Origin of the sequence: Streptomyces sp. NPDC001787 (genome assembly GCF_040297465.1) — a bacterium.
GTDB lineage: Bacteria > Actinomycetota > Actinomycetes > Streptomycetales > Streptomycetaceae > Streptomyces.
Map to the genome: position 1 here is coordinate 71,118 of NZ_JBEOZE010000003.1, position 23,942 is coordinate 95,059.

Annotated in this window: 20 protein-coding genes; 17 read left to right on the forward strand and 3 right to left on the reverse strand. The window is 72.3% G+C overall.

Going from position 1 to position 23,942, the window contains the following annotated elements; all coding sequences use genetic code 11:
* The first annotated feature begins 55 nt into the window (after positions 1-55).
* The 12 genes from ABT170_RS05300 to ABT170_RS05355 all read left to right on the forward strand — a co-directional run bounded on the left by ABT170_RS05300 (position 56) and on the right by ABT170_RS05355 (position 15,946).
* A complete protein-coding gene (locus ABT170_RS05300; RefSeq protein WP_351864222.1) occupies positions 56-5,032 on the forward strand; it encodes a DNA repair ATPase in 4,977 nt (1,658 codons plus the stop codon).
* A gap of 292 nt (positions 5,033-5,324) precedes the next feature.
* Positions 5,325-6,542 carry an ATP-binding protein gene (locus ABT170_RS05305; protein ID WP_329944570.1) on the forward strand — a complete coding sequence of 406 codons (1,218 nt, stop codon included), beginning with the start codon at positions 5,325-5,327 and terminating at the stop codon, positions 6,540-6,542.
* On the forward strand, positions 6,539-6,943 hold the full coding sequence (locus tag ABT170_RS05310) for a roadblock/LC7 domain-containing protein (protein ID WP_329944571.1): 405 nt from the start codon (positions 6,539-6,541) through the stop codon (positions 6,941-6,943). Before ABT170_RS05305 ends, ABT170_RS05310 begins: the two co-directional genes overlap by 4 nt.
* Positions 6,940-7,314, forward strand: a complete 375-nt coding sequence (locus tag ABT170_RS05315; RefSeq protein ID WP_329944572.1) for a DUF742 domain-containing protein — start codon at positions 6,940-6,942, stop codon at positions 7,312-7,314. The genes ABT170_RS05310 and ABT170_RS05315 overlap by 4 nt, the downstream gene beginning before the upstream one ends.
* The gene (locus tag ABT170_RS05320; protein ID WP_329944573.1) at positions 7,289-7,876 is read left to right on the forward strand and encodes a GTP-binding protein; all 588 of its coding nucleotides are present in this window, start codon (positions 7,289-7,291) and stop codon (positions 7,874-7,876) included. The genes ABT170_RS05315 and ABT170_RS05320 overlap by 26 nt, the downstream gene beginning before the upstream one ends.
* 55 nt (positions 7,877-7,931) lie before the next feature.
* Positions 7,932-9,326, forward strand: coding sequence for a cytochrome P450 family protein (locus ABT170_RS05325; RefSeq protein ID WP_351864227.1), 1,395 nt, complete (start codon positions 7,932-7,934; stop codon positions 9,324-9,326).
* 358 nt (positions 9,327-9,684) lie between these two features.
* Positions 9,685-10,815: a cytochrome P450 gene (locus tag ABT170_RS05330; RefSeq protein WP_329944932.1), complete on the forward strand. Its 1,131-nt coding sequence runs from the start codon at positions 9,685-9,687 to the stop codon at positions 10,813-10,815.
* The gene (locus tag ABT170_RS05335; RefSeq protein ID WP_329944575.1) at positions 10,812-11,633 is read left to right on the forward strand and encodes an enoyl-CoA hydratase/isomerase family protein; all 822 of its coding nucleotides are present in this window, start codon (positions 10,812-10,814) and stop codon (positions 11,631-11,633) included. The genes ABT170_RS05330 and ABT170_RS05335 overlap by 4 nt, the downstream gene beginning before the upstream one ends.
* Positions 11,634-11,808: 175 nt before the next feature.
* On the forward strand, positions 11,809-13,161 hold the full coding sequence (locus ABT170_RS05340; protein ID WP_351864230.1) for a phosphoribosyltransferase family protein: 1,353 nt from the start codon (positions 11,809-11,811) through the stop codon (positions 13,159-13,161).
* 138 nt (positions 13,162-13,299) lie between these two features.
* Positions 13,300-14,262, forward strand: a complete 963-nt coding sequence (locus tag ABT170_RS05345; protein ID WP_329944577.1) for a TerC family protein — start codon at positions 13,300-13,302, stop codon at positions 14,260-14,262.
* Between the two features lie 88 nt (positions 14,263-14,350).
* Positions 14,351-14,551, forward strand: a complete 201-nt coding sequence (locus ABT170_RS05350; RefSeq protein WP_351864233.1) for a hypothetical protein — start codon at positions 14,351-14,353, stop codon at positions 14,549-14,551.
* 114 nt (positions 14,552-14,665) lie between these two features.
* Positions 14,666-15,946, forward strand: coding sequence for an FAD-dependent oxidoreductase (locus ABT170_RS05355; RefSeq protein WP_351864236.1), 1,281 nt, complete (start codon positions 14,666-14,668; stop codon positions 15,944-15,946).
* On the opposite strand, the gene ABT170_RS05360 is transcribed toward ABT170_RS05355, so the two are convergent.
* A complete protein-coding gene (locus tag ABT170_RS05360; protein ID WP_329944580.1) occupies positions 15,901-16,536 on the reverse strand; it encodes a GNAT family N-acetyltransferase in 636 nt (211 codons plus the stop codon). The two genes, ABT170_RS05355 and ABT170_RS05360, sit on opposite strands and share 46 nt — an antisense overlap.
* Positions 16,537-16,689: 153 nt before the next feature.
* On the opposite strand from ABT170_RS05360, the gene ABT170_RS05365 reads away from it, so the two are divergent.
* The 5 genes from ABT170_RS05365 to ABT170_RS05385 all read left to right on the forward strand — a co-directional run bounded on the left by ABT170_RS05365 (position 16,690) and on the right by ABT170_RS05385 (position 21,714).
* Complete coding sequence (locus ABT170_RS05365) at positions 16,690-17,487, forward strand: VOC family protein (RefSeq protein ID WP_351864239.1); 798 nt, start codon at positions 16,690-16,692, stop codon at positions 17,485-17,487.
* A gap of 338 nt (positions 17,488-17,825) precedes the next feature.
* A complete protein-coding gene (locus ABT170_RS05370) occupies positions 17,826-18,221 on the forward strand; it encodes a TOBE domain-containing protein (protein WP_266922321.1) in 396 nt (131 codons plus the stop codon).
* Positions 18,222-18,295: 74 nt separating this feature from the next.
* On the forward strand, positions 18,296-19,105 hold the full coding sequence (modA, locus tag ABT170_RS05375; RefSeq protein ID WP_329944582.1) for a molybdate ABC transporter substrate-binding protein: 810 nt from the start codon (positions 18,296-18,298) through the stop codon (positions 19,103-19,105).
* A 119-nt stretch (positions 19,106-19,224) separates the two neighbouring features.
* Entirely contained in the window at positions 19,225-21,192 is a 1,968-nt protein-coding gene (locus ABT170_RS05380) for an ABC transporter permease (RefSeq protein ID WP_329944583.1), read from the forward strand.
* 156 nt (positions 21,193-21,348) lie between these two features.
* Positions 21,349-21,714: a PH domain-containing protein gene (locus ABT170_RS05385; protein ID WP_329944584.1), complete on the forward strand. Its 366-nt coding sequence runs from the start codon at positions 21,349-21,351 to the stop codon at positions 21,712-21,714.
* Positions 21,715-21,789: 75 nt separating this feature from the next.
* Here the strand turns inward: ABT170_RS05385 and ABT170_RS05390 are convergent, their stop codons facing one another.
* Positions 21,790-22,560 (reverse strand): peptidoglycan recognition protein family protein, encoded by a 771-nt coding sequence (locus ABT170_RS05390; protein WP_329944585.1) that lies wholly within the window; start codon positions 22,558-22,560, stop codon positions 21,790-21,792.
* A gap of 142 nt (positions 22,561-22,702) precedes the next feature.
* On the reverse strand, positions 22,703-23,929 hold the full coding sequence (locus ABT170_RS05395) for a cation:proton antiporter (protein WP_351864245.1): 1,227 nt from the start codon (positions 23,927-23,929) through the stop codon (positions 22,703-22,705).
* Positions 23,930-23,942 lie beyond the last annotated feature (13 nt).

Consider the following 23,942-nt stretch of genomic DNA (forward strand, 5'->3'; position numbering starts at 1 on the left):
CCCCGCCCCGGTCCGACCGTCCGGGCACCGTACGTATCCGCAGGGAGCCATCACCATGAACAGCACGTCCGCCCTGGACGCGGGCACCTACGAGGTGCTGCGGGACCGGCTCGGCGCGCAGGCCGGCGAGCTGGCCCGCCGGGCCGAGGCGCTCAACGCCCGCCGCACCGAGGAGTTCGGCTCCACCGAGCTGACCCTGGCGGGCACCGAGAACCTGCGCACCGGGCAGCCGTCCGTGCCCCGGGACATCGTCGCCGTGGGGGACCGGCTGCTCCTCGGCCACAACGTGTCCCCGGGGCCGCGGCCGGGGACGGCGGTGGGCGATGTCTTCGCCCTGCACGACCGCGATCTGGAGCGGCTCCCCGAGGACGCCGTTCCCGGTCTGCTCGACGACCCCGCGTTCCGGCGGGAGTTCACCGCCCTGTACCGCTACTTCCGCGAGGCCCGGCTCCTTCGGCTCCGGCACATCGACGGGAAACTCCTCGCCGTCTTCCGGACCGGGGACAAGAGCGACGACATCCGCGTCCTGCGGTGGACCCTGGACGCGGACGGCAGGGCCGCGTTCCTGGACGCCCGCGGTGAGCGGGACCACGTCCTGCCCCCGTCGCACGACGTCGAGTGGACCGCCGCCACCCGTGAGGACCACGTCCTGGGCCGCCACCCGCATGTGTCCATCGGCGGCGAGGTGTTCGTCGCCACGGTCGGCGGCACGCTCACCGTGAAGGCCGTCGACGACACCGGGACGGGCGAGGGGATCCACTCGGAGCCGGTCGACGATCCCCTCCAGTCGCTCGCCGACGCCGAGATCGACTACGCGCGGGTGGGGCCGCTGGTCCTGCTGCGCGTGCGCCCGTACAAGGAGGAGCGGCGGCGCCACCTCGTCTTCAACGGCGTCACCGGGACCGTGACGCGGCTCGACGGCATCGGCCAGGCCTGCCGTCGTCTCCCCGAGGACCAGGGGGTCGTCTTCCCCGGCGGCTACTACCTCACCTCCGGCGAGGCGAAGACGTTCGACACCGGGGCCCACGCCGACGACGCGTCCGGCGACGAGGCCATGGAGTTCGAGCGGACGGTGCGCTCGCCGAACGGCGAGGACGTGCTGTACGAGTTCCGCGCCCGGCTCGCGGGCCGCAGCCTTCTCCTCCCGTACAACATCATCCGCAAGGCCGTCGCCACACCGGTGTCCTGCCAGGGCCACGCGCTCTTCGACGACGGCACGCTCCTGGTGCTGCGCGGCGGGGCCGACGAGCCGTCCCGGGTGCACCCCGTCCAGCGGTGGCGGACCCCGTACGTCTCCGACACCCACGCCGCCGCGCGGGCCCCCGGCACCGGCGCCCTGTCCCGCATCGGCAACGCGGACCTGGTGCGGGGCATCTCCGACTGCCTCTCGATCGCCCGCGGCGTGTCCGGGACGGAACCCACCACCGGGGTGTACAGGACGCTCGTCGCCGCCTGTGTCCGGGCCGGGGACCGCTACCACTGGCTCGGTGACCCGGAGGCCGGTGATCTGCGCACGCCGCTGGACCGGGTACGGGCCACGGCCGAGCAGGTGCTGTCCGAGTTCGAGACCGTGACGGCGCTGACCCGCCGGGCCGCCGAGGCGCTGGAGGAGTCCGCCGGGGCCCTCGCGTCGCTGGTGCGCCGCGTACGCGGGGAGGTGCCCGACGGCGCCGCCGGCTGGGTGGACCGGCTGACCGCGCTGCGGCGGGCGCAGGGACAGCTGCTCACGCTGAAGGAGATGCGGTACGCGGACACCGGGCGCATCGACGAACTGGCCGCCGCGGCCGACGCCGACATCGCGTCCTTCGCCCGGCGCGCCGTCGCGTTCCTGGAGCGCGAGGACGCCTTCGCCGACGTGCACGAGGACATCGGCCGGCTCGCCGAGGAGGCCGGGGCCATCGGCACCGTCGCCGGGGCGGAGCCGATCGCCGCCCAGCTGGACGAACGGGCCGAGGGACTGCGGACCGTCACCGAGGTGGTGGCCGGGCTCGACATCGGCGATGCCACCCTGCGCACCTCCATCCTGGAGCGGATCGCCGAAGTGCTCGGCGGGGTCAACCGGTCCCGCGCCCTGCTCGACGCCCGCCGCCGGGAACTCCGCGTCCATGAGGGACGGGCCGAATTCGCCGCGGAACGCGGCCTGTTCGCCCAGTCCGTGACCGGTGCGCTCGCCGCCGCGGACACCCCCGACGAATGCGAGCGGCAGCTCGCCGGGCTGCTGCTCCAGCTGGAGAACCTGGAGTCGCGGTTCGCGGACTCCGATGCCTTCCTCACCGAACTCGGTGCCCAGCGCACCGAGGTGTACGAGGCGTTCTCCTCGCGCGCGCAGACCCTTCGGGACGACCGCTCCCGCCGCGCCGAGCGGCTGGCGACCTCGGCGGTCCGGGTGCTGGAGACCGTCACCCGCCGGGCGGCGACACTGGCCGATGCCGACGCGGTCAGCACCTACTTCGCCTCCGACCCCATGACCGCGCGGATCCGCCGGATCGCCGAGGAACTGCGCGGGCTGGGCGAGGAGGTGCGGGCGGGGGAGCTCGAAGGCCGGCTCAAGGCGGCCCGGCAGGAGGCCGCCCGCGCGCTGCGCGACCGCACCGAGCTGTACACGGACGGCGGCCGTTCCGTGCGCCTGGGCCGGCACCGGTTCGCCGTCAACGCCCAGTCCCTGGAACTCACCCTGGTCCCGCAGGACGACGGGCTCGCCTTCGCCCTCACCGGCACCGACTACCGCTCCCCCGTCACCGACCCGGAGTTCGCGGCCACCCGCCCCTACTGGGGCCGGTCGCTGCCGTCCGAGAACGCCGATGTCTACCGCGCCGAATACCTCGCCGTACGCCTGCTCACCGAGCACGGGCCCGAGGCCCTGACCGGGGCCGACCTGCCCGCCCTCGTGCGGAGCGCCGCCGAGGCCGCCTACGACGAGGGCTACGAGCGGGGTGTCCACGACCACGACGCCACCGCGATCCTCGGCGCGCTGCTGCGCCTGCACGAGGGCGCCGGTCTGCTGCGCTACCCGCCCTCGGCGCGCGCCGAGGCCCAGCTGTTCTGGGCGCACGGCACGACGGAGCCGGCCCGCGCGGCCTGGCTGCGGCGCATGACCTCACTGGCCCGCGCCCGCGCCGCGTTCGGGCCCTCCCCCGCCATCGCCGGGCTGCGGGCCGAGCTGGCCGCCGCGATGGGCGGTCCCGCCATGGACCTCGCCGCCGAGTACCTCTTCGAGGAGCTGACCCGCGGGCCGGACGGCTTCGCCACGAGCACGGCCGCCCGCACCCTGCTCGACGCGTTCCGCCGTGCGGCGGGCGGCGCCTACGACGAGGACCTGGCGGCGCTGGACTCCCTGGCAGACCGGCGTCAGCTCGTCGAGGCGTGGCTGGCCTCGTTCACCGCCGCGGCCGGCGGGCCCGCCGCGCCCGAGGACCTCGCGGAGGCGGTGGCCCTCGAACTCTGCCCGGGGCTCGGCCGGTACGAGACCGGGGCGCCCCTGTCCGAGACGGTCGACGGGCTGCTCGGCACCCACCCGAACGTCATCGACCGCGGGCTCACCCTCCGTATCGACGAAGTGCTGGCCCGGACACGGGACTTCACCACCCGGGACGCGGCCGGATTCCGTGACTACCAGCGACGGCGCGCCGCGCTCGTCGCCGCCGAGCACGCCCGTCTGCGCCTGGACGAGTACCGCCCCCGGGTGATGTCCGCCTTCGTCCGCAACCGTCTCCTCGACGAGGTCTTCCTCCCCCTCATCGGCGACAACCTCGCCAAGCAGCTCGGCACCACCGGCGAGAGCAGGCGGACCGACAACCACGGACTGCTGCTGCTCATCTCACCGCCCGGCTACGGCAAGACGACGCTCATGGAGTACGTCGCCGACCGGCTCGGGCTGGTCCTGGTCACGGTCAACGGTCCGGCCCTCGGGCACACGGTGACCTCGCTGGACCCGGCCGAGGCCCCCAACGCCACCGCCCGCCGGGAGGTCGAGAAGATCAACTTCGCGCTGGAGACCGGCAACAACACCCTGCTCCACATCGACGACATCCAGCACACCTCGCCCGAACTCCTCCAGAAGTTCATCTCGTTGTGCGACACCACCCGCCGGATGGAAGGCGTCCGCGAGGGCCGAAGCCGCACCTACGACCTGCGGGGCAAGCGCTTCGCCGTCTGTATGGCGGGCAACCCCTACACCGAGGCCGGCCGGCGCTTCCGTATCCCCGACATGCTCGCCAACCGGGCCGACGTCTGGAATCTCGGCGACGTCCTCACCGGGAAGGAGGACGCCTTCGCGTTCAGCTTCATCGAGAACGCCCTGACCTCCAACGCCGTCCTCGCTCCGCTCGCCGGGCGGGACCGCGCCGACCTCGACCTGTTCGTACGCCTCGCGCAGGGCGATCCCACCGCACGCGCCGACCGGCTCGGCCACCCGGGCACCCCGGCCGAGCGGGAGCGGGTCCTCGCCGTGCTGCGGCACCTGCTCACCGCGCGGGCCACCGTCCTGGCGGTCAACGCGGCCTACATCGCCTCCGCCGCGCAGCCCGACGCCACCCGCGCCGAGCCCCCGTTCCAGCTCCAGGGCTCGTACCGCAACATGAACAGGATCGCCGCACGCATCGACCCCGTGATGAACGGCGCGGAACTCGCCGCGGTGATCGATGACCACTACACCGGCGAGGCTCAGACCCTCACCACCGGCGCCGAGGCCAACCTCCTCAAGCTCGCCGAACTGCGCTCCACGCTCACCCCCGCGCAGTCCGCCCGCTGGGCCGAGGTCAAGGCCGCCCATGTGCGCGCCAGGACGCTCGGTGGCCCGGAGGGCGATCCGCTCACGCGCGCCGTCGCGGCACTCGGCCTGCTGGCCGACCGGATCGCCGCCGTCGAGTCGGCGATCGACCGGGCCGGGGACCCCCGCCACGCGCTCGCCGGCCCCGTTGCCCGGCACGCGGCACGGCCGGTGGCGACGGGCCCGGGAGCCGGCCGGCGGGCCACCGCCGGGGGTGCCCCGGGCCCTGGATCCGGCTCCGGAGATGCCCCTGTTTCCCCGTGAGAAATCGGCTGTGTCCCCGTTGTCCGCCTTGTCGGGCGCCGTGTGAACATTCCGCATGGAAGGCAACTGGCGTGGCTGTCTTGACATTTAGTCATCACCCCAGTGGTAAGATCATCTTACTTCCAGTGGGCTGATGGTGTATGGGGGCATTCCGGGAGGGATGAATTCCTCGGCCCCACGTTCGGAGGGGCCTTCCCAAGAGGTGCACACCGCGACTCGGCGAGTCCGGACCCGTGCGCCGCCTGAGGGAGTGTCACACCGTCTTCCAGCCATGGCACTTGAAGTGAGTCTCATGACATTTCCGCAGGGCCCTGTCTTCTGGGCACTGGTTGTCGTAGCACTGGTCGCTGTGGGTGCCGTTCTGCGGGCTCGCACGACCAACATCAGACTGCGCAGACACAACTCCGAACTCCGCAAGGAACGCGACACGCTGCTCCGGCAGCGCGACGAGCTCCACGTCGCCCACAACAGCCTGCTCCACCGGCACGCCTCGGAGCTCTCCGAGGTCCGCAAGGACGCCGAGGAGGAGACCAAGGCCGTCCTCAAGGCCGCCGTGCGTACCCTCCAGGGCCTCGCGGACGAGCAGCAGGTGGTCCTGGAGAAGGCCCAGCACAAGTACGGCGACGACCCGGGGATGCTCGCCGACCTGATGGCCATCGACCACGCCAACAGCCAGTTCGGGCGGCGCGCCCAGGGCATCGCCGTGCTGTGCGGCGGCTGGCTCGGCCGCCGGGAGACCGTCGCCTCGGTCTTCGACGTGGCCCGCAGCGCCCAGGGACGGATCCGGCAGTTCGACCGGGTGCGGGTCAACGGGCAGGTGAACTTCTCGGTCGTCAGCAAGGCCGTCGAGCCGGTGGCCGTGGTCCTCGCCGAGCTGCTGGCCAACGCCACCAACTACTCCGCCCCCGGCACCCCGGTGGAGATCAACATCCAGGCCGTCCCCACCGGTGTCTGCCTCATCGTGGACGACGCGGGACTCGGCATGGGCCAGGAGGAGAAGGACCGCGCGGCGGACCTCCTCTCGCCCCGGGCGGCGATCAGCGTCTCCAGCCTGGGCATCCCGCCGCAGTTCGGGTTCGCCGTCTCCGGCATGCTGGCCGCCCGCTACGGGTTCAAGATCTCGGTGGACTCCGTTTCCCCCTATGGAGGCGTACGCGCGGTGGTTCTTCTGCCCGACGAGCTTCTCACCAGCGAGGTTCCCCCGGCCCCCGACGCCCCCGCGCACGACGCGTCGGAGTTCTCCCGGCACCGGACCCCCACGCCGCCGCCCACTCCGCTGTTCCCGCCGGCCGCCCCGCTGGCGGAGGCCGCCCCGCAGTACGCGGGACCGGTCACCACCGCCGGCGGTCTGCCCAAGCGCCGTCGCAAGAGCCCCGTGTCAGCGGTGCCGTCGGCCGACTCCGGGCCGGCGCGCAGCAACGAGGAGTCCGCTTCCCGGCTGGGTGCCTTCCAGCGCGGTACGCGGTCCGGGCGTGACACGACGACGATGGAAGGACCCGAGACCCAGTGAACCCCGATCTCTCGTGGGTACTGAACGACGTACTCCAGGTACCCGGCGCACGGCACGCGATCCTCGTGTCCGCCGACGGCCTGTTGCTGGCCAACTCCAGTGAGATCGGCCGGGACGACGCGGAGACCGTCGCGGCGGCCATGAGCTCCATGCAGTCGCTCAGCCGGGCCGTCGCCCCCTTCATCGGGACCCAGTCCCCCGGGCGCTGGCGGCAGACGCTCCTGGAGTACGAGGACGGCTGGATCTTCCTGATCGCGGCGGGCGCCGGCGCCTACCTCGCGGCGACCGCCGCGGCAGACGTGGACATGGAGGCCATGTCCTTCCGTATGCAGCAGCAGGTCACCGCGCTGGGGAAGGCGATGACCACTCCTCCCCGCCAGAACGCGGGAAGCGACGTATGACGGCGCCGGGCGAGGAGCAGCAGGTCAGCAGCGGGTTCGTCCGCTCCTATGTCATCACCGGCGGGCGCGGTCTGCCCGCCCCGGAGGACCTCTCCCTCGTCACCCTGGTCACGCTGGCCCCGGAGGCGGTACCGCCGCCGAACCAGAGCCCCGAGGTCCGGGCGATCTGGGAGCTGTGCTCGGGCGGCTATCTGTCGGTGGCCGAGGTGGCGGGGCATCTGGAGCTGCCCGTCGGAGTGGCTCGCCTGCTGCTGAAGGATTTAGCGGAACAGGGGTACCTGCTCCGCCGCAAGGCCCCGCCACCGGCCCAACTCGTTGACAGGAAGATCCTCGAAGAGGTGTTGCATGGACTCCAGGTCCGGTTCGGCTGAGAACATGTATGTGCCGGACGCGGTGCAGCGTGCGGCGAAGATCCTCGTCGTCGGACACTTCGCCGTGGGCAAGACGACGCTCATCGGCACTCTCTCCGAGATCACCCCGCTGCGCACCGAGGAACGGATGACGCAGGCCGGGGCGCACATCGACGATCTCCGGGGCGCGCCCGACAAGAAGACCACCACGGTCGCGCTGGACTTCGGCAGGCTGACCCTGAGCGACGAGCTGGTGCTGTACCTGTTCGGTACGCCCGGCCAGCAGCGCTTCGTGGAGCTGTGGGAGGACATGGCGCGGGGCTCGCTCGGCGCCCTGCTCCTGGTCGACCCGGCCCGCCTGGCGGACACCTTCCCGGTCATCGACCTGGTCGAGACGTACGGCCTGGAGTACGCGGTCGCGGTCAACAGCTTCGACCAGTCCCAGCACGCCGAGGCCGAACTGCGCGAGGCCCTCGACCTGCTGCCCGACACCCCGGTCGTGTACTGCGACGCCCGGGACCGGAACTCGTCAGCACAGGCACTGATCACCCTGGTCCGGCATCTTCTCGCGCACGCGGCCTGACCTCCCTTCCGCCCGGGGCTCCGCGGAGCCCCGCGATCACACCGAGGAATCACACATGGACTCTCAGCCGGGAGCCACCCCGTACAGCGCCCCCGCTGGGTGCCCCATGCACCAGGAGGGGCAGACCTCGCTCTACGGGCCGGAGTTCGCGTCCGACCCGCACCGGGTGTACGACGTGTTCCGCGCGAACGGGCCCGCCTCGCCGATCGAGCTGGCCCCCGGGGTGGAGGCCACGCTCGTCGTGCAGCACGAGGCCGCGCTCCGGGTTCTGCAGAACCCGGCGCTCTTCCCCCGCGACTCGCGCCGGTGGGCCGCGCTGCGCGAGGGCCGGGTGCCGCTCGACAGCCCGGTGCTGCCGATGATGGCGTACCGGCCCAACTGCCTGTTCACGGACGGCGCCGAGCATCTGCGGCTGCGCAAGGCGGTGACCGAGAGCCTCGGGCGCCTGAACTCCAGTCGCCTCAGCCGGGACGTCGAGCGCATCGGCGACTACCTCATCGACCAGTTCATCGAGCGCGGCAGCGCCGACCTGCTGGGCGAGTACGCCAAGCTCCTGCCGCTGCTGCTGTTCAACCAGCTGTTCGGCTGCCCCGGTGACATCGGTGACCGGCTGACCCGCGGCATGTCCGCCATCTTCGACGGCGAGGACGTCCTGCGGGCCAACGCGGAACTGACGGAGTGCCTGATGGAACTGGTCGCGCTCAAGCGCCGCCAGCCGGGCGAGGACATCACCTCCTGGCTCATCCAGCACCCGGCGGGCCTGCGCGACGAGGAACTCAAGGACCAGCTCGTCATGCTGATGGGCGCGGGCGTGGAGCCGGAGCGCAACCTCATCGCCAACGCGCTGCTGCTCCTGCTGGCCGGGGACGCCTCCGGCCCCGGGCCGGAGCGGCGCGGTACCGGGATGCTCGTCGAGGACGCGATCGACGACGTGCTGTGGAACAACCCGCCCATCGCCAACTACGCGACGCACTACCCGATCCAGGACATCGACCTGGACGGGGTGACCCTGCGGGCCGGCACCCCGGTCCTGATCAGTTTCGCCGCCGCGAACAGCGACCCCGCCCTCACCGGCGCCCGCCAGACCCTGAGCAAGGGCGCCCATCTGGCCTGGGGCGCGGGTCCGCATGTCTGCCCGGCCAAGTCGCCCGCGCAGCTCATCGCCCTCACCGCGATCGAGAAGATCCTCAACACGGTGCCGGACCTCACCCTGGCCGTGCAGGCCTCGGGCGTCGAGTGGCGGCCGGGCCCGTTCCACCGGGCCCTGGTCTCCCTGCCGGTGCGCTTCAGCCCGACCGCCGCACGCGGCACCGCGCCCGGCGCACGGACCGCCGCGCAGCCGGCCGCCCAGCCGGCGTCCAACCCCTCCGTTCCGCATCATCACGCTGCGGAGTCGCACAGGAAGTCCAAGGGCTGGTGGAGCTCGTTCCTCGACGTCTTCCGGGTGTGAGCGGACGCCCGACGCGCAATTGAGCGCACATATGAGTGCGCGTTTGAGTAAGGGCGTACGCGGATGAGTGCGTACGCCATCGATGAGTGAGTGCCCATATCGCTATTCGCATATGACAAAGGGCATTCACGACTTTTGCATGTGACGGGGGCAACAAAGATCGAGGCTTGGCGGAGATATGCGGAGGGGTAGGTTCAGGCGGTAACCCGGAGCCTAGGTCAAGGAACTCTGCGTGAGCGCTATCAGTGGCATAGGGACGCCCCCCGCCGACCGCCGTGCCCTCATCTCGCTCCTGCGACGCCTGCACTCCCCCCAGGGCCAGGCCGATCCGTACCCGCTCCTGGGTGAACTGCGCGCCATGGGGGACGTCGTACGCGCTCCGTGGAACGGCTATTTCGTCACCGGTTTCGACGCGTGCAGCCAGGTGCTGCGCGGCCGTCACTGGCTGGCGCCCGACTTCGCCTGGCAGGAACGCCAGGACGACACCGGGCGCTGGGACGCGATCGCCACCCAGGAGATGACCAAGACCCTCTCCCGCCTCAACGCCCCCGCGCACACCTGCCAGCGCCGCAGCCTCGGCAACCTCTTCGACCGCTCGACCATCGAGCGGCTGGCCCCGCAGGTCGAGGGGCATGTCGCCCGCCTCCTCGACGAGCTGGCCGACAAGCTCCGGTGGGGCGAGGCGGACCTCGTCAGCACCGTCAGCGAACAGCTCCCGATCAGCACCATCGGCTCCTGGCTGGGCATCCCGCCCGAGGACCATCCGCACATCCTGGAGATCACCCACAACCAGGTGCACGCCCAGGAGCTGCTGCCCACCAGGAGCCAGCTCGCCGTGTCCGCCGAGGCGACGGTGCAACTGCGCGCGTACTTCACCGACCTGGTCGCGCGGCGCCGTGCCGCTCCCGGCGAAGACGTCCTGACCGGCTGGATCCACACCTGGGACGGGCTCGAACCCGACCGGGAGACGGCGGACGAGATCCTCTACCGCCTCACCATGTTCGTCACCATCGCCTCGCTGGAGACCACCGCGACCCTGCTGTCGTCCATGGTGGCGCTGCTGCTGGAGGAGCCCGGCCGGTGGGCCTGGCTGCGGGAGCACCCCGAGCACATCGACGCGGCCATCGACGAGGTCCTGCGGTACGACCCGCCCATACACATCAACAGCCGGATCGCCGCCGAGGACACCGTCCTGGCCGGAGTCCCGATCGCGAAGGACAGCATGGTCCACGTCCTGTACGGGGCCGCCAACCACGACCCCCGGCGCAACGAGGACCCCGACACCTTCGACATCCTGCGCGGCGGCGGCCACCTCACCTTCGGCGGCGGTGTGCACTACTGCCTGGGCGCGGCGCTCGCCCGCCTGGAGGCCCGTACGCTGCTGACCGCGCTGCTGGACCGCTTCCCGGCCCTGCGCGCCGCCGCGCCACCCGACTACGCCTCCCGCATGGTCTTCCGGCGGGTGACCTCGATGAGCGTGACGGCATGAGGCTCTCCCTCCCCGACTTCCTGACCCCCTACGGCCGGCCGGGCACCGTACGCACCGTGCGCGAGGGCGCCGTCCTGCGCGTGGAGCTGAACTGCCCCGCCACCGGCAACGCGGTCACCGAGGCGATGCTGGACGACCTCCTGGAGGTCCTGGCCGCACCGGACCCCGACGTACGGGTGCTGGTGCTCAGCGGTGCCGGGGACGACTTCTGTCTGGGCGGGGACCGGACCGAGTTCGCCGACTGGCTGGAGGAGGACCCGACCGGGCGCGGCATCCGGCTCGCCGGGGACAAGGCCCGCCGCGTCTGCGAGGCGCTCTCCGGGAGCCGGGCCGTCACCATCGCCCGGGTCCAGGGCAAGGCCATCGGCGCCGGGCTGGCCCTGGCCCTCGCCTGCGACCTGCGGGTCGGCGCCGACACCGCGGGATTCCGGCTGCCGGAGCTGGCCCTGGGGCTGCCCACCGCCTGGGGCGGCGTGCTGCCCCGGCTGATCCACGAGGTCGGCGCCGCCCGCGCCCGCGAGCTGATCCTCACCGGACGGGCCTTCGACGCCACCGAGGCGTACAGCCTGTCGATCCTCCAGCGCGTCGTGCCCGAGGACGCCCTCGACGAGGCCGTCAGCGCCTGGGCCAAGCCCGTCGTCCGCCGCCCCGAGGCCGCCCTGCGCGTCACCAAGGCCCTGCTCAGCTCCTACGCCTCGGCGACCCGGCTGGCCGATCCGTCCTTCCTGGACGCCGAACTCATGGCCTCCGTCGCCGCCGCGACCCGGCGCCCCCGTGACACCGGCGGGGCCGGGGCCGGGGTCGTGCCGTTGCGCTGAGGGCTTCCGCGACTCCGGTCCGGGCACCGGACCGGACACCGGACCGGACACCGGACCGGACACCGGACCGGTCCGGAGTTGCGGAACGGCCGCGAACGGGGTTGCGTCGAGGTAGGCACGTACCGCGTGGTGTGTGCGTACGGCCTCCGTCCGCCCTCGCTGGGGGTGACCCATCGTGCTGTTCACCGATCGCACGGACGCCGGACTGCGGCTCGCCCGGGTTCTGGGGCGGTGGAGGGAGGAACGTCCCGTCGTCCTTGGCCTGCCCCGCGGCGGAGTCCCGGTGGCGTACGAGGTGGCCAGGGAGCTGGACGCGCCGCTCGATGTGATCGTCGTCCGCAAGCTCGGCGTCCCGTACCACCGGGAGCTGGGATTCGGCGCCATCGGCGAGGACGGGGTACGGGTCGTCGACGAGGGCATCGTCCGCCGCGCGGGCGTCACGGAGGAGGATCTCGCCGCGGTCGAGCGCACCGAGTCGGCGGAGCTCGTACGGCGGGCGCACCGGTTCCGTGACGGCCGTCCGCGCCGGGCGCTGGAGGGCCGCACGGTGATCGTGGTCGACGACGGGATCGCCACCGGCTCCACCGCCCGTGCCGCGTGCGCGGTCGTACGGGCGCAGGGCGCGTCACGCGTCGTCCTGGCCGTTCCGGTGGCCCCGCCGGACGCCGTCGCCCGGCTGCGCGAAGGGGTGGACGAGGTGGTGTGCCTGGCGGCGCCGCAGCCGTTCTCGTCCGTCGGCGAGTGGTACCGCGACTTCTCCCAGACCTCCGACGACGAGGTCGTCGCCCTGCTGGCACGGGCGGCGGCGGACCGGCCCGTACGCCCCCGGTCCGCACGCCCGCCGGCCCCCCGTACGGAGGAGGTGCGGCTGGCCGTGGGCGGCGCGCACAGCTCGGGCGGGCCGGCCGGGACCGGCGGCATCGAGCTGACCGGGGATCTCGTCCTGCCGGACGGCGCCGGCGCGGTCGTGATGTTCGCCCACGGCTCGGGAAGCAGCCGCCACAGCCCGCGCAACAGATCGGTCGCGGCGTCCCTCAACGAAGCGGGCCTGGGCACGCTCCTGTTCGATCTGCTCACCCCCGTGGAGGCGGCCGACCACGGGCATGTCTTCGACATCGGGACCCTGGCCGGACGCCTGGCGGAGGCCACCCGCCTGCTGCGCGGCCGGGTGGCGCTGCCGATCGGCTACTTCGGGGCGAGCACCGGAGCGGCGGCGGCGCTGCGGGCCGCCTCGGAGGCGGACGCGGATGTCGGCGCGGTGGTCTCGCGGGGCGGCCGGCCCGACCTCGCCGGGAGCCGGCTCGCTGACGTACGCGCCCCGACACTCCTTGTCGTGGGCGGCCTCGACACGACGGTGCTCGCGCTCAACCAGCAGGCCCGCGAGCGGCTGACCTGCGAGAACCGGCTGGAGATCGTCCCGGGGGCGAGCCATCTCTTCGAGGAGCCGGGTGCGCTGGACCGGGTCGCGGACCTGGCCCGGGACTGGTTCACCGGGCACCTTCTCCCGGCCGCCGGGGGACGCGGCTGAGGCCCGCGACCCGCGCGCCCGCCGGTCCGCCGCCGCGCCCGCCCGCCCGGTCCGCCGTCGCGCGGGACGCGGCCCCCCGGTGCACACTCGTAGGACAGGATCCCATCCACCTCTCGCGACCGATCCGGGGTCGCCCACATGCTCGACGTACCGCTGTGGCTGTGGGGGGCGTTCGCCACGACCGTGGTCGTGTCGCTGGTGATCGACCTCCTGGCGCACCGCGACACCCATGTCATCGGCTTCAGGGAAGCGGCCCTCTGGAGCGGGCTGTGGGTGAGCCTCGCGCTCCTGTTCGGCGGGGTGGTGTTCCTGGTCCTCGGGCCGACCGCCGGAACGGAATACACCACCGCGTGGCTGCTGGAGAAGAGCCTGTCGGTCGACAACCTGTTCGTCTTCGCGCTGATCTTCGCGTACTTCCGGGTGCCCCGCGCCTATCAGCACCGTGTCCTTTTCTTCGGCGTCTTCGGCGCACTCGTATTTCGCGGGATATTCCTCTCCCTCGGTGTCGCGGTGGTCGGCCGTTTCACCGCCGTGCTCTTCGTCTTCGCGGCCATCCTTTTCTACAGCACCTATAAAATCCTCAGGGGCGAAGAAGAAAGCTTCGACCCGGGCAAGAGCCTCGCCGTACGCCTGCTGCGCAAAGTGATTCCGGTCCGGGACGAATACGCAGGTGCGAAATTCACCGTCAAGGAGGCGGGCCGGCGGGTCGGCACGCCGCTGCTCGCCGTCGTCGCCGCGATCGAGGCCGCCGACCTGGTCTTCGCCGTCGACAGCGTGCCGGCGGTGCTCGCGGTCAGCGACGACATGTTCATCGTCTACACCAGCAACGCCTTCGCCATTCTGGGACTGCGGGCCCTGTACTTCATGCTCGCGGGCCTGCTCGACAGGTTCCACTACCTGAGCCACGGGCTCGGGATCATCCTCTCCTTCATCGGCGTCAAACTGATCCTCCAGGCGTCCCACAAGATGATCAGCGAGGACATCCCGGAGATTCCCTCGCCGATCAGCCTGGCCGTCATCGTCGTGGTCCTGACGGTGTCGGTGGTTATGAGCCTGCGCCGCCCACCCAAAGGGAACTCCCATGCGAATCCAGCGCCCTGAAGGCACCCACCCGGCGGGCGAAACACATGCACCGGCAAAGACGAGGGAAAAACTTTTCAAATAATCCAGCCAGGTTTATGGTGAGGTCATGGCCAGCAATGAGCGTGAGATGCAGCGGCAGGCCGCCTTCATGTGTCCGACCTGCAAGCAGCCCGTCGCGACCGAACTGAAACGGCACAAGACCCTCGGGATCTTCGTCCCCGTCTGGGGCCCCGGCCCCTGCCACAACCCGGACTGCGCCGACCACCTCGTGGACGAGGCGCACACCGGGCACCGGACCCACCGATGAGAGGCCGGCCGGGACGGATCATCCGCCCGGCGGCCAGCACACCCCTCGTCCCGACGCACCTTCCTCGCTAGGATTGAAACGAATCAATCCCCCCGACAGAGGTGCGAGAGATCCATGCGCAGGTACGACATCGTTGTCATAGGCGGTGGCCCCTCGGGGGTCCCGGCCGCCGTCCAGGCCGCCCGCCTCGGTGCCCGCACGCTGCTGGTCGAGAAGAACGCCGGACTCGGCGGCACCACCACCTACGCGAACATCGCGTTCCCCGGGCTCTTCCACGCATGGGGAAAGCAGGTGATCGCGGGTATCGGCTGGGACCTGGTGTGCAGGGCCGTCGAGCTGAGCGGCGAGGAGCTGCCGGACTTCTCCGACGACGACCGCCCCCACTGGCAGCGCCAGGTGCGGCTGAACGCACCGCTGTACGGCGCGCTCCTCATGGAGGAGGTCCAACGCCGCGGGATCGACCTGCGCCTCCACACGATGCCCGCCTCGGTGCGGTGGACCGGCGAGCTGTGGGAACTCCAGCTGTGCGGCAAGGACGGGCTCGAACCGGTCACGGCCCGGCGGCTGGTCGACTGCTCCGGCGACGCGGACGCGATCGGCCTCGCCGGACTGCCGCGCAGGCGCAATCCGGACCGCCAGCCCGGCACCATCGACATCCGGCTGTCCGGCTACGACGTCGCCTCCCTGGACCGGGACGAGCTCGACCGCCGCTGCGAAGAGGCGATCGGGTCGGGGGCGCTGCACCCGGCGGACCTGGGCTCGCGGGGGCGGCCCCTGCTGCCGTTCCTGGAGAAGCGGGGCGAGAACGCGATCCATCTCGTCGGGATCGACGGCGCGACCAGCGGGGGCCGTACGGCCGCGGAGCTCGCGGGCGGAGCCGCGATCCTGCGGATCTACCGGTTCCTGCGCACCCTGCCGGGCCTCGAAGCCGTCCGGCTCGACTTCCGCGCGGCGGAGGTCGGTGTCCGCGAGAGCCTCACGATCGAGGCCCGGACCGAGGTGACCGGCGAGGACTACCTCACCGGCCGCAACCGGCCCGACGCGGTGTGCCACAGCTTCTACCCGATCGACATCCACCGGCCGGACGGCGACGGGGTCGACAAGACCCATCTCCGCCGCGGCGTGGTCCCGACCGTGCCGCGCGACGCGATGGTCCCGGCCGCCAACCCGTACGCCGTGGTCGCGGGGCGCTGCGTCGGGTCCGACCAGGCGGCGAACTCCGCGCTCCGCGTCCAGGCCACGGCCATGGCGACCGGGCAGGCGGCCGGCGCGCTCGCCGCCCTGTCCGCGGACCGGGGCGGCGACATCGTCTCCGTACCGATGTCCGGGCTGCGCCGGACGCTCGTGCGCTACGGGGCGATCGTGCCGCCGCCCTCCGGGAGCCCGGCTCCGTAGAGACGCGCGGACAGGCGGGCTTTGGCGGCCGGCCACTCCTCGGCGAGCAGCGAGAAGTAGACGGTGTCCCGCCAGGTCCCGTCGTGGCGCAGCCGGTGGCGGCGCAGGACCCCTTCCCGGCGGGCACCGAGGCGGGCGATGGCGGCCTGCGAGCGCTCGTTGAGGTGGTCGGTCTTCAACTGCACACGGCCCATGCCCAGTTCCTCGAAGGCATGGGTCAACAGCAGCAGCTTCGCCTCGGTGTTGACCGGCGACCGCCAGTACGCGCGCCCGTACCAGGTCCAGCCGATCTCCAGACGCTCGTGCTGCTCCTCGACATCCAGGTACGTCGTCCAGCCGATCGCCCGGCCGCTCTCGCGGTGGATGACGGCGAACGGGACATACGTACCCCGGTCCGCGGCTTCGAGCAGGTCCGCGAGTTTGGCTCCGAGCTCGCCCGGCGTCAGCGGCGTCGGACCGCCCTGCCAGCGCCACACCTCTTCGTCCCGGCCACCGGCCGCGAAGAGGTCGTCGAGGTGGTCCATCGTCAACGGCACGAGGCCGACATGGCGCCCGGTCAGGGTCACGGGCCGGGGAGTTGTCGCAGGCATGGCGAGAGTGTAGACCACTTTGAACTAGCGCCATAATTTTACGCACTAGTGCAATATTGCCGGAGAGGCTTCTCGGCGCGCGGCGGGGCGGTGGGCTGGCTAGCGTGGCAGTGCGGGGCGGGACCACCCGACCGACGGAAAAGAGTCAGAACCATGGCTGTACAACCTGAGGGAACACCGTGCTGGGCGGACGCGATGTTCGCCGATATCGAAGGTGCGAAGAGCTTCTACGGAGACGTGCTGGGCTGGACGTTCGGCGAGTCCTCGTCGGAGTACGGCAACTACACGCAGGCGTACGCCGATGGCAAGGCGGTGGCCGCCGTCGTCCCCCCGATGCCCGGCGCGGAAGGCCACTCCGCCTGGTGTCTGTACCTCGCGTCGCCGGACGCGGCGGCGACCGCCGGAAAGATCCGCGCCCAGGGGGGCGAGGTGCTGATGGAGCCGATGACGGTCGGCGACTTCGGCACGATGGTGCTGGCCCGCGACCCGAGCGGGGTCGTCTTCGGCGTGTGGCAGGCCGGTACCCACGAGGGGTTCGAGGCGACCGCCGTGCCCGGCGCCTACTGCTGGGCCGAGGTCTTCACCCGGGAGCCCGAGAAGTCGGACGCGTTCCTCACCGGCGTCTTCCCCTACCGGATGCAGCAGATGAAGGACGCCGCGATCGACTACCGGGTGTTCGACCTCGGTGCCGAGCCGGTCCTGGGGCGGATGAAGATGGGCGACGAGTTCCCGGCCGAGGAACCGCCGTACGTCAGCGTGTACTTCACCGTCGAGAACTGCGACGCGGCGGTGGCCAAGGCGACCGAGCGCGGCGGAGTGCTGCGGTTCGGGCCGATGGACAGCCCCTTCGGCCGGTTCGCCGCGCTCAGCGACCCGCAGGGCGCGACCTTCGCCGTGATCGACATCGTGACGGTCCAGGGCGAGATGCCCGAGATCACGCCCGTGACCTGACGGACGCACGGGAGGACGGCGCACCGGTGCCGGGGATTCCGGGCGCCGATCCGGGGGTTTCGCGGGGGTTCCGGACGCCGTTCCGGGGGTTTCGCGGGGGTTCCGGAGGCCGATCCGGGGGGGGTTCCGGCGGCCTCCGGGGCGGTCGGAACATCCGAGCACACCGGCCAGGGATGACGTACGGCGAGGCCGTCGGCTCCGGCGTGTCCTCGCTGCCCGGCGTGCGCTCGGGGCCCGGCGCCTCGGACTTCGTCCGTTCCGCCGACCGAACCGCATCTGCCATGGACCATCGTCCAGACAATTGTGCATGCGAGCCATATCGCCCTAGCGTGTCGCACATGCAGTCCTACACAATCGGCCAGGCGGCACGTCTGCTCGGCGTCAGCCCCGACACCGCCCGACGCTGGGCGGACGCCGGACGGGTCGCGACCCATCGCGACGAAGCGGGCCGGCGTCTGATCGACGGCCGGGATCTGGCCGCCTTCTCGATCGAGGTCGGCCAGAGCGGCAACGGCGAGGAGGAGGCCCCGTACACCTCGGCCCGCAACGCCTTTCCCGGCATCGTCACCGCCGTCAAGCTCGGCGATGTGGCGGCCCAGGTCGAGATCCAGGCCGGACCGCACCGGCTCGTCTCGCTCCTCACCCGGGAAGCCGTCGAGGAGTTGGGCCTCGAAGTCGGCATGCGGGCCACCGCCCGCGTGAAGTCGACCAGCGTGCACATCGACCGGACCTGACACCGGTACGCACCGGCCACCCCCGCACACACGCACCGCGCGCCCCTCCGTACGCACCCAAGGAGCCCGACCTCATGTCTCCCCTGTTCACCGGCCGTCGCGCCACCGTCGCCGCCGCCGCGACGGCCGCCCTGCTGCTTCCGCTGACGGCCTGCGGCAGTGACGACAGGGCCGCGGACGACAGCGCCAAGGCCACCGGTTCCGCCTCGGGCGCCCCGAAGGCCGATCTGACGGTGCTGGCCGCGTCCTCACTGACCGATGTCTTCACGACGGCGGGCGCCGCGTACGAGAAGTCCCACCCGGGCACGAAGGTCACGTTCTCCTTCGCCGGTTCCCAGGAACTGGCCGCCCAGGTCAGGCAGGGCGCCCCCGCCGACGCGCTGGTCACCGCCGACACCAGGACGATGGACACGCTGGCCTCCGACACCGGTACCCCGACCGTCATCGCCAAGAACCGCCTGGTCATCGCCACCGGCGAGGGCAACCCGGAGAAGATCGAGAACCTCAAGGACCTCGCCGACCCCGGCCTGAAGGTCGTCCTCGCCGCCCCCGAGGTGCCCGTCGGCCGGTACGGCAAGCAGATCCTGGACGCGCAGAAGATCGACGTGAAGCCGGTCTCCCAGGAGCCCAACGTCCGCGCCGTCCTCAGCAAGGTCGAGCTGGGCGAGGCCGACGCGGGGCTCGTCTACAGGACGGACGCCGCCACGGCCACCGGCAAGGTCGACGCGATCGAGATCCCCGACGAGCAGAACGCCGTCGCCTCGTACCCGGCCGCCACCCTGAAGACCTCCGAGCACACGGAGGCGGCGGCGGCGTTCGTCGCCTGGCTGTCCACGCCGGAGGCCCAGAAGATCCTCCAGGGCGCGGGCTTCCAGCAGCCGTGACCGCCGTCGCGGACCGCCCGGCCGCCGCGAGGCCGTCCCGCCGGGGATGAGGGGACAGGCTTGGGCAACGGGCGGTCCGCACCACGCACTTCGAGGACGGGACCAGGGGTCAGCCAGTCATGAAACGTCTCCCCGGCCGCGCGCCGGGCTCCCGCGCGCCGCTCGTCCTGGCCGTGCCCGCGCTGCTTGCCGTGGCCTTCCTGATGATGCCGCTGATCGGCATCCTGGCCCGCACGTCCTGGGGCGACCTCGGCGCGCACCTGACCTCCGAGGGGACCACGCAGGCGCTCAGGCTGTCGCTCCTGGTGTCGCTGTGGGCGCTCGGACTCTCGCTCGTGCTCGGGGTGCCGCTGGCGTGGCTGCTGGCCCGGGTGCCCTTCCCCGGCAAGGCGTTCGTCCGCTCGCTGGTCCTGCTGCCGATGGTCCTGCCGCCCACGGTCGGCGGGGTGGCGCTGCTCCTGGCCTTCGGCCGGCGCGGGCTGCTCGGCCCCTGGCTGGAGGACACCTTCGGCATCACCCTGCCCTTCCACACCTCGGGGGCGGTACTCGCCGCCACGTTCGTCGCGATGCCGTTCCTCGTCATCAGCCTCGAAGGCGCCCTGGGCGGTCTGCGCCCGCGCTACGAGGAGACCGCGGCGTCCCTCGGCGCCTCGCCGGTACGGGTGTTCCTCACCGTCACGCTGCCCATGGTCGCCCCCGGACTGATCGCCGGGGCCGCGCTGACCTGGGCGCGGGCGCTCGGCGAGTTCGGCGCCACCATCACGTTCGCCGGGAATCTCCCCGGCACCACACAGACGCTGCCCCTCCAGGTGTACCTGCTGCTCCAGGACTCCCCCGAGGCCGCCACCTCCGTCTCCCTGCTGCTGCTCGTCATCGCCATGGCCGTCCTCGTCGCGCTGCGCGGCCGCTGGACCGGTACCCCGGGCGGCGGCGACCGCCCGCGTCCGCCGAAGGCCGTACCCGGCACACACGATCCCGCCGGTCCGCCGCCCCGTCCCGTGCCCGGCCGGCTCCCCGCTCCGGTCCCCGCACCGCCCCCCGGACCGCGGGAGCGCTGGCCGCTCCGGGCCGAGGTCACCGGCTTCACCGGGCTGACCCTGGACGCCGGCCCGGGTACCACCATCGCGGTCGTCGGCCCCAACGGCGCGGGCAAGACCACCCTCCTGCGGGCGCTCCTCGGACTCACCCCCCGGGCCCACGCCGAACTGCGCCTGGGGGACACCGATGTCACGGCCCTGCCCCCGCACCGCCGGGGCGTCGCCTGGGTACCCCAGGACGGGGCCCTCTTCCCGCACCTGAGCGCCCTGACGAACACGGCGTACGGGCTCCGCGCCCGCGGCGTCGCCCGGAGCGAGGCCCGGCGCGAGGCCCAGGCCTGGCTCGACCGGCTCGGCGTCGGCCACCTCGCCCACCGCAAGCCCTCCCAGCTCTCCGGCGGCCAGGCCCAACGTGTCGCCCTGGCAAGGGCGTTGGCGGCTCGCCCCCGGCTGCTGCTGCTGGACGAACCACTCGCCGCCCTCGACCAGACCACCCGCGCCCAGGTACGCCACACCCTGCGCGGCCACCTCGCGGACTTCGGCGGCGTCTGCCTGATCGTCACCCACGACCCGGTCGAGGCGGTCTCGCTGGCCGACCGCGTCCTCGTCCTCGAAGAGGGCCGCGCGCTCCAGGACGAGCCGCCCGGCGAGGTGGCCCGGCACCCCCGCTCCCCGTGGGTCGCGCGCATGCTCGGCCGCAACGCCTGGCCCGGCACCGCCACCGCCGACGGCCTCGCCCTGCCCGGCGGCGGGCTCCTCGTCGTCGCCGACCCGCTCCCCGCGGGCACCGAGACGCTCGCGATCATCGCGCCGGAAGCCGTCTCCGTACACCGGGACCGGCCCGGCGGCAGCCCCCGCAACGTCTGGCCCGGCACCGTCCGTGAGATCACCGGCAGCGGCAGCCGGCTGCGCCTGCTGATCACCTCGCCCGAAGCACCGGACCTGGTCGCGGAGATCACCCCGCAGGCCGCCGCCGAACTCGGGATCGCCGACGGCACGGAGGTCTGGACGAGCGTCAAGGCGACCGAGGTGACGACCGTGACGCTGTGACGGCGCCGGTACGGCAACGGGCGCGGACACGGGTACGGACACGGGTACGGCAACGGGTGCTCGTACCGGAGGGAACCAGGACCCCCGACAAGTGCGTAATAACGTAAGAAGATCGTCCGACTCGGACACCTGAGACATACGAAGACGGGGGCCTCCATGGCACTGTTCGGCAACGCGCACACGGTCAACCAGGGCAAGGCGCAGCAGGATTACGCGCGGCTCCTGGGCCAGGGCGAGCAGGTGCACGCCGCGTATCAGCTGGTACGCGACACCATCCTGTTCACCGACCGGCGGCTCCTCCTCGTCGACAAGCAGGGGATCACCGGCAAGAAGGTGGAGTACCACTCCGTCCCGTACCGCAGCATCACGCACTTCGCGGTGGAGACGGCCGGGACGTTCGACCTGGACGCGGAGCTGAAGATCTGGATCTCGGGAAGCGCCACGCCGATCCAGAAGACGTTCACCAAGGGGGTCGACATCTACGAGGTGCAGGCGATCCTGACCCAGTTCGTGGCCCGGTAGTCACGTGCCCGGCCCTCACGCACCCGCTCTTCACGTGCCCGGCCGGCACGCACCCGCTCTTTACGTGCCCGGCCGTCAGAGCGTGGGGCGCAGCCGGGCCGTGGCGGCCTGCCGCCCGGTCTTCGCGCGCAGCTCGGCCACCTTCTCCCGCAGCACGGGCAGCAGTTCGTACAGCACCTCACCGGGACAACTGGTCCCGTAGCTGTCCCGGTGCCCCGAGATGACCGCCAGCCGGGCCACCTCGCCCTTGTCGTACAGGCTCTCGTCGTTCGTCGACACGAGTTCCACCGTCCCGCGCGGATCGATGCCGGGCCGCAGCTTCCAGGCGGCGACCTTGGCGATCCCGTCGGCGAGCGCCTTGGGCACCGTCGTCCCGGAGCCGAAACTGCCGAGGGCGGCGATGCCCACGGTGTCGGCGTTGAAGCCCTTGGTGTGCGCCCCGCGCACCGGCCGCCCGACGCCGCCCGCGCGCCCCTCGTAGATGGTTCCGCACCGGTCGACGACGAAGTTGTAGCCGATGTCGTCCCAGCCCTCGCCCCGGATGTGTTCCGCCTGTACGGCCCGGATCAGCTCCGGGGCGTCGGCGCAGTCGTACCCGTTGGAGTTCCCGGTGTGGTGGACGAACACCGCCTTCGCCGCCCCCGTGTAGCGCGGCCGGTCCTTGACCATGGCCTCGTCCGCGTGCCAGGCCGCCCGGCTCACGATCGCGGGCTGCGGCAGCCCGCGCGGCGGCACCGGGCCGATCGCGCTCTGCGCGGGCGGCACGAGCCCCGCCGGGGCGTCCCGGAACACCAGGAAGGCCAGCGGCAGGAGCAGGACGCCCGGGGCGAGTCGGCGGGACCACATGGTTTCCAGCCTGCGCCCCGGCCTCGCGCTTCGCAGGGCGGTGTGCCAACCGGGTGAGGCGCACCGCACGCCCCCGCCCCGCACCACCCGCGCACCGCACGCCCGCGCACCACCCGCCACGCTCCCCACGCCGCGCGCCGCCTCACCAGGGGTCGGCCGCCTCCGCCGCGGGGGACGGGGCGCCGGGTCCCGCGCCGGGCCTGCCCCGGCGCAGCAGCCGGAAGGCCAGCAGGGGGAACGTCAGCACGGACAGCATGGCGGCACCGACCAGCGCGGCGCCCTCGCCCGGCCCGAGCACCTTCTCGTCCAGGCCGATGGTGGTGATCGCGACGACGAGCGGCAGACAGGTCGACGCGAACAGCGCCAGGGCCGGCCGCCGGGGTCCGCCCGCCAGGTCACGCGGCGCGAGCAGATACACCGGACCGCCCCTGACCACCAGGAAGAGCAGCAGGAAGACCGGCAGGAGCAGCAGCGGACGGCCGCCGTCCAGGAGCGCCGCGAGGTCGAAGTCGATGCCGGTGACGATGTAGAAGAACGGCACGAGGAAGCCGAAGCCCATGGCCTCGATCCGGCCGAGGATCTCCGTACTGCTCTCGGGCACCGCCCCCTGGAGCACCAGCCGGGTCAGCATCCCGGCGGCGAAGGCGCCGAGCAGGGTGTCCAGGCCGAAGACATGGGACAGGCCGAGCATCCCGGCGAGCACCAGCATCACGAAGCGGACGGCGAACTGACCACTGCTGTGCAGGGTGTGGGCGATGATCCGGGCGAACCACGGCGGCCGGGGCCGCATCGCCCAGAACACCGCCCCGGCGGTGACCACGGCGAACGCGGCCAGCACCGCACCGGCCGCCCCGGGGCTCCGGCCGCTGAACAGCAGGGCCATCGCGATGATCGGGCCGAACTCGCCGACCGCGCCGAACGCCATCACCACCGTGCCGAAGCGGCCCTCCAGACGCCCCGCGTCACGCAGGATCGGCAGGACGGCGCCGAGGGCGGTGCTGGTGAGCGCGGTGCCGATGACCAGGCTCTTCGCAAGGTCCGCCCCGGACAGCGCCAGGGCGATACCGAGTCCGGCCGCGAACGAGACCACCCACGCCCACCCCGAGCGCCGCAGGGTGTCACCGCGGACGGTGCCGAACTGGATCTCGTACCCGGCCAGGAAGATCAGCATGGACAGGCCCAGGTCGGAGAGCGCGTCGATGACCGCGTCGTGATGGGCCCAGCCGAGCACATCGGGTCCGATGACGATGCCCAGCGTGATCTCGAAGATGACCATGGGGACGGCGAGCCGGCGCCCGACCGCGTAGGAGAGCAGCGGCGCGAGGACCGCCATGGCCATGATCAGGATGAGAGTCCCGGGGTGCTCCATCGCTCGTGTATAG

Excerpts from the sequence above, each read along its gene's own strand:
- ABT170_RS05380 (WP_329944583.1), top strand. The coding sequence starts at position 19,225 with ATGAAACGTCTCCCCGGCCGCGCGCCGGGCTCCCGCGCGCCGCTCGTC.
- ABT170_RS05320 (WP_329944573.1), top strand. The coding sequence starts at position 7,289 with ATGGACTCCAGGTCCGGTTCGGCTGAGAACATGTATGTGCCGGACGCG.
- modA (WP_329944582.1), top strand. The coding sequence starts at position 18,296 with ATGTCTCCCCTGTTCACCGGCCGTCGCGCCACCGTCGCCGCCGCCGCG.
- ABT170_RS05330 (WP_329944932.1), top strand. The coding sequence starts at position 9,685 with ATGGGGGACGTCGTACGCGCTCCGTGGAACGGCTATTTCGTCACCGGT.
- ABT170_RS05300 (WP_351864222.1), top strand. The coding sequence starts at position 56 with ATGAACAGCACGTCCGCCCTGGACGCGGGCACCTACGAGGTGCTGCGG.
- ABT170_RS05370 (WP_266922321.1), top strand. The coding sequence starts at position 17,826 with ATGCAGTCCTACACAATCGGCCAGGCGGCACGTCTGCTCGGCGTCAGC.
- ABT170_RS05395 (WP_351864245.1), bottom strand. The coding sequence starts at position 23,929 with ATGGAGCACCCCGGGACTCTCATCCTGATCATGGCCATGGCGGTCCTC.
- ABT170_RS05390 (WP_329944585.1), bottom strand. The coding sequence starts at position 22,560 with ATGTGGTCCCGCCGACTCGCCCCGGGCGTCCTGCTCCTGCCGCTGGCC.
- ABT170_RS05365 (WP_351864239.1), top strand. The coding sequence starts at position 16,690 with ATGGCTGTACAACCTGAGGGAACACCGTGCTGGGCGGACGCGATGTTC.
- ABT170_RS05305 (WP_329944570.1), top strand. The coding sequence starts at position 5,325 with ATGACATTTCCGCAGGGCCCTGTCTTCTGGGCACTGGTTGTCGTAGCA.
- ABT170_RS05315 (WP_329944572.1), top strand. The coding sequence starts at position 6,940 with ATGACGGCGCCGGGCGAGGAGCAGCAGGTCAGCAGCGGGTTCGTCCGC.
- ABT170_RS05345 (WP_329944577.1), top strand. The coding sequence starts at position 13,300 with ATGCTCGACGTACCGCTGTGGCTGTGGGGGGCGTTCGCCACGACCGTG.
- ABT170_RS05350 (WP_351864233.1), top strand. The coding sequence starts at position 14,351 with ATGGCCAGCAATGAGCGTGAGATGCAGCGGCAGGCCGCCTTCATGTGT.
- ABT170_RS05325 (WP_351864227.1), top strand. The coding sequence starts at position 7,932 with ATGGACTCTCAGCCGGGAGCCACCCCGTACAGCGCCCCCGCTGGGTGC.
- ABT170_RS05360 (WP_329944580.1), bottom strand. The coding sequence starts at position 16,536 with ATGCCTGCGACAACTCCCCGGCCCGTGACCCTGACCGGGCGCCATGTC.
- ABT170_RS05355 (WP_351864236.1), top strand. The coding sequence starts at position 14,666 with ATGCGCAGGTACGACATCGTTGTCATAGGCGGTGGCCCCTCGGGGGTC.
- ABT170_RS05385 (WP_329944584.1), top strand. The coding sequence starts at position 21,349 with ATGGCACTGTTCGGCAACGCGCACACGGTCAACCAGGGCAAGGCGCAG.
- ABT170_RS05335 (WP_329944575.1), top strand. The coding sequence starts at position 10,812 with ATGAGGCTCTCCCTCCCCGACTTCCTGACCCCCTACGGCCGGCCGGGC.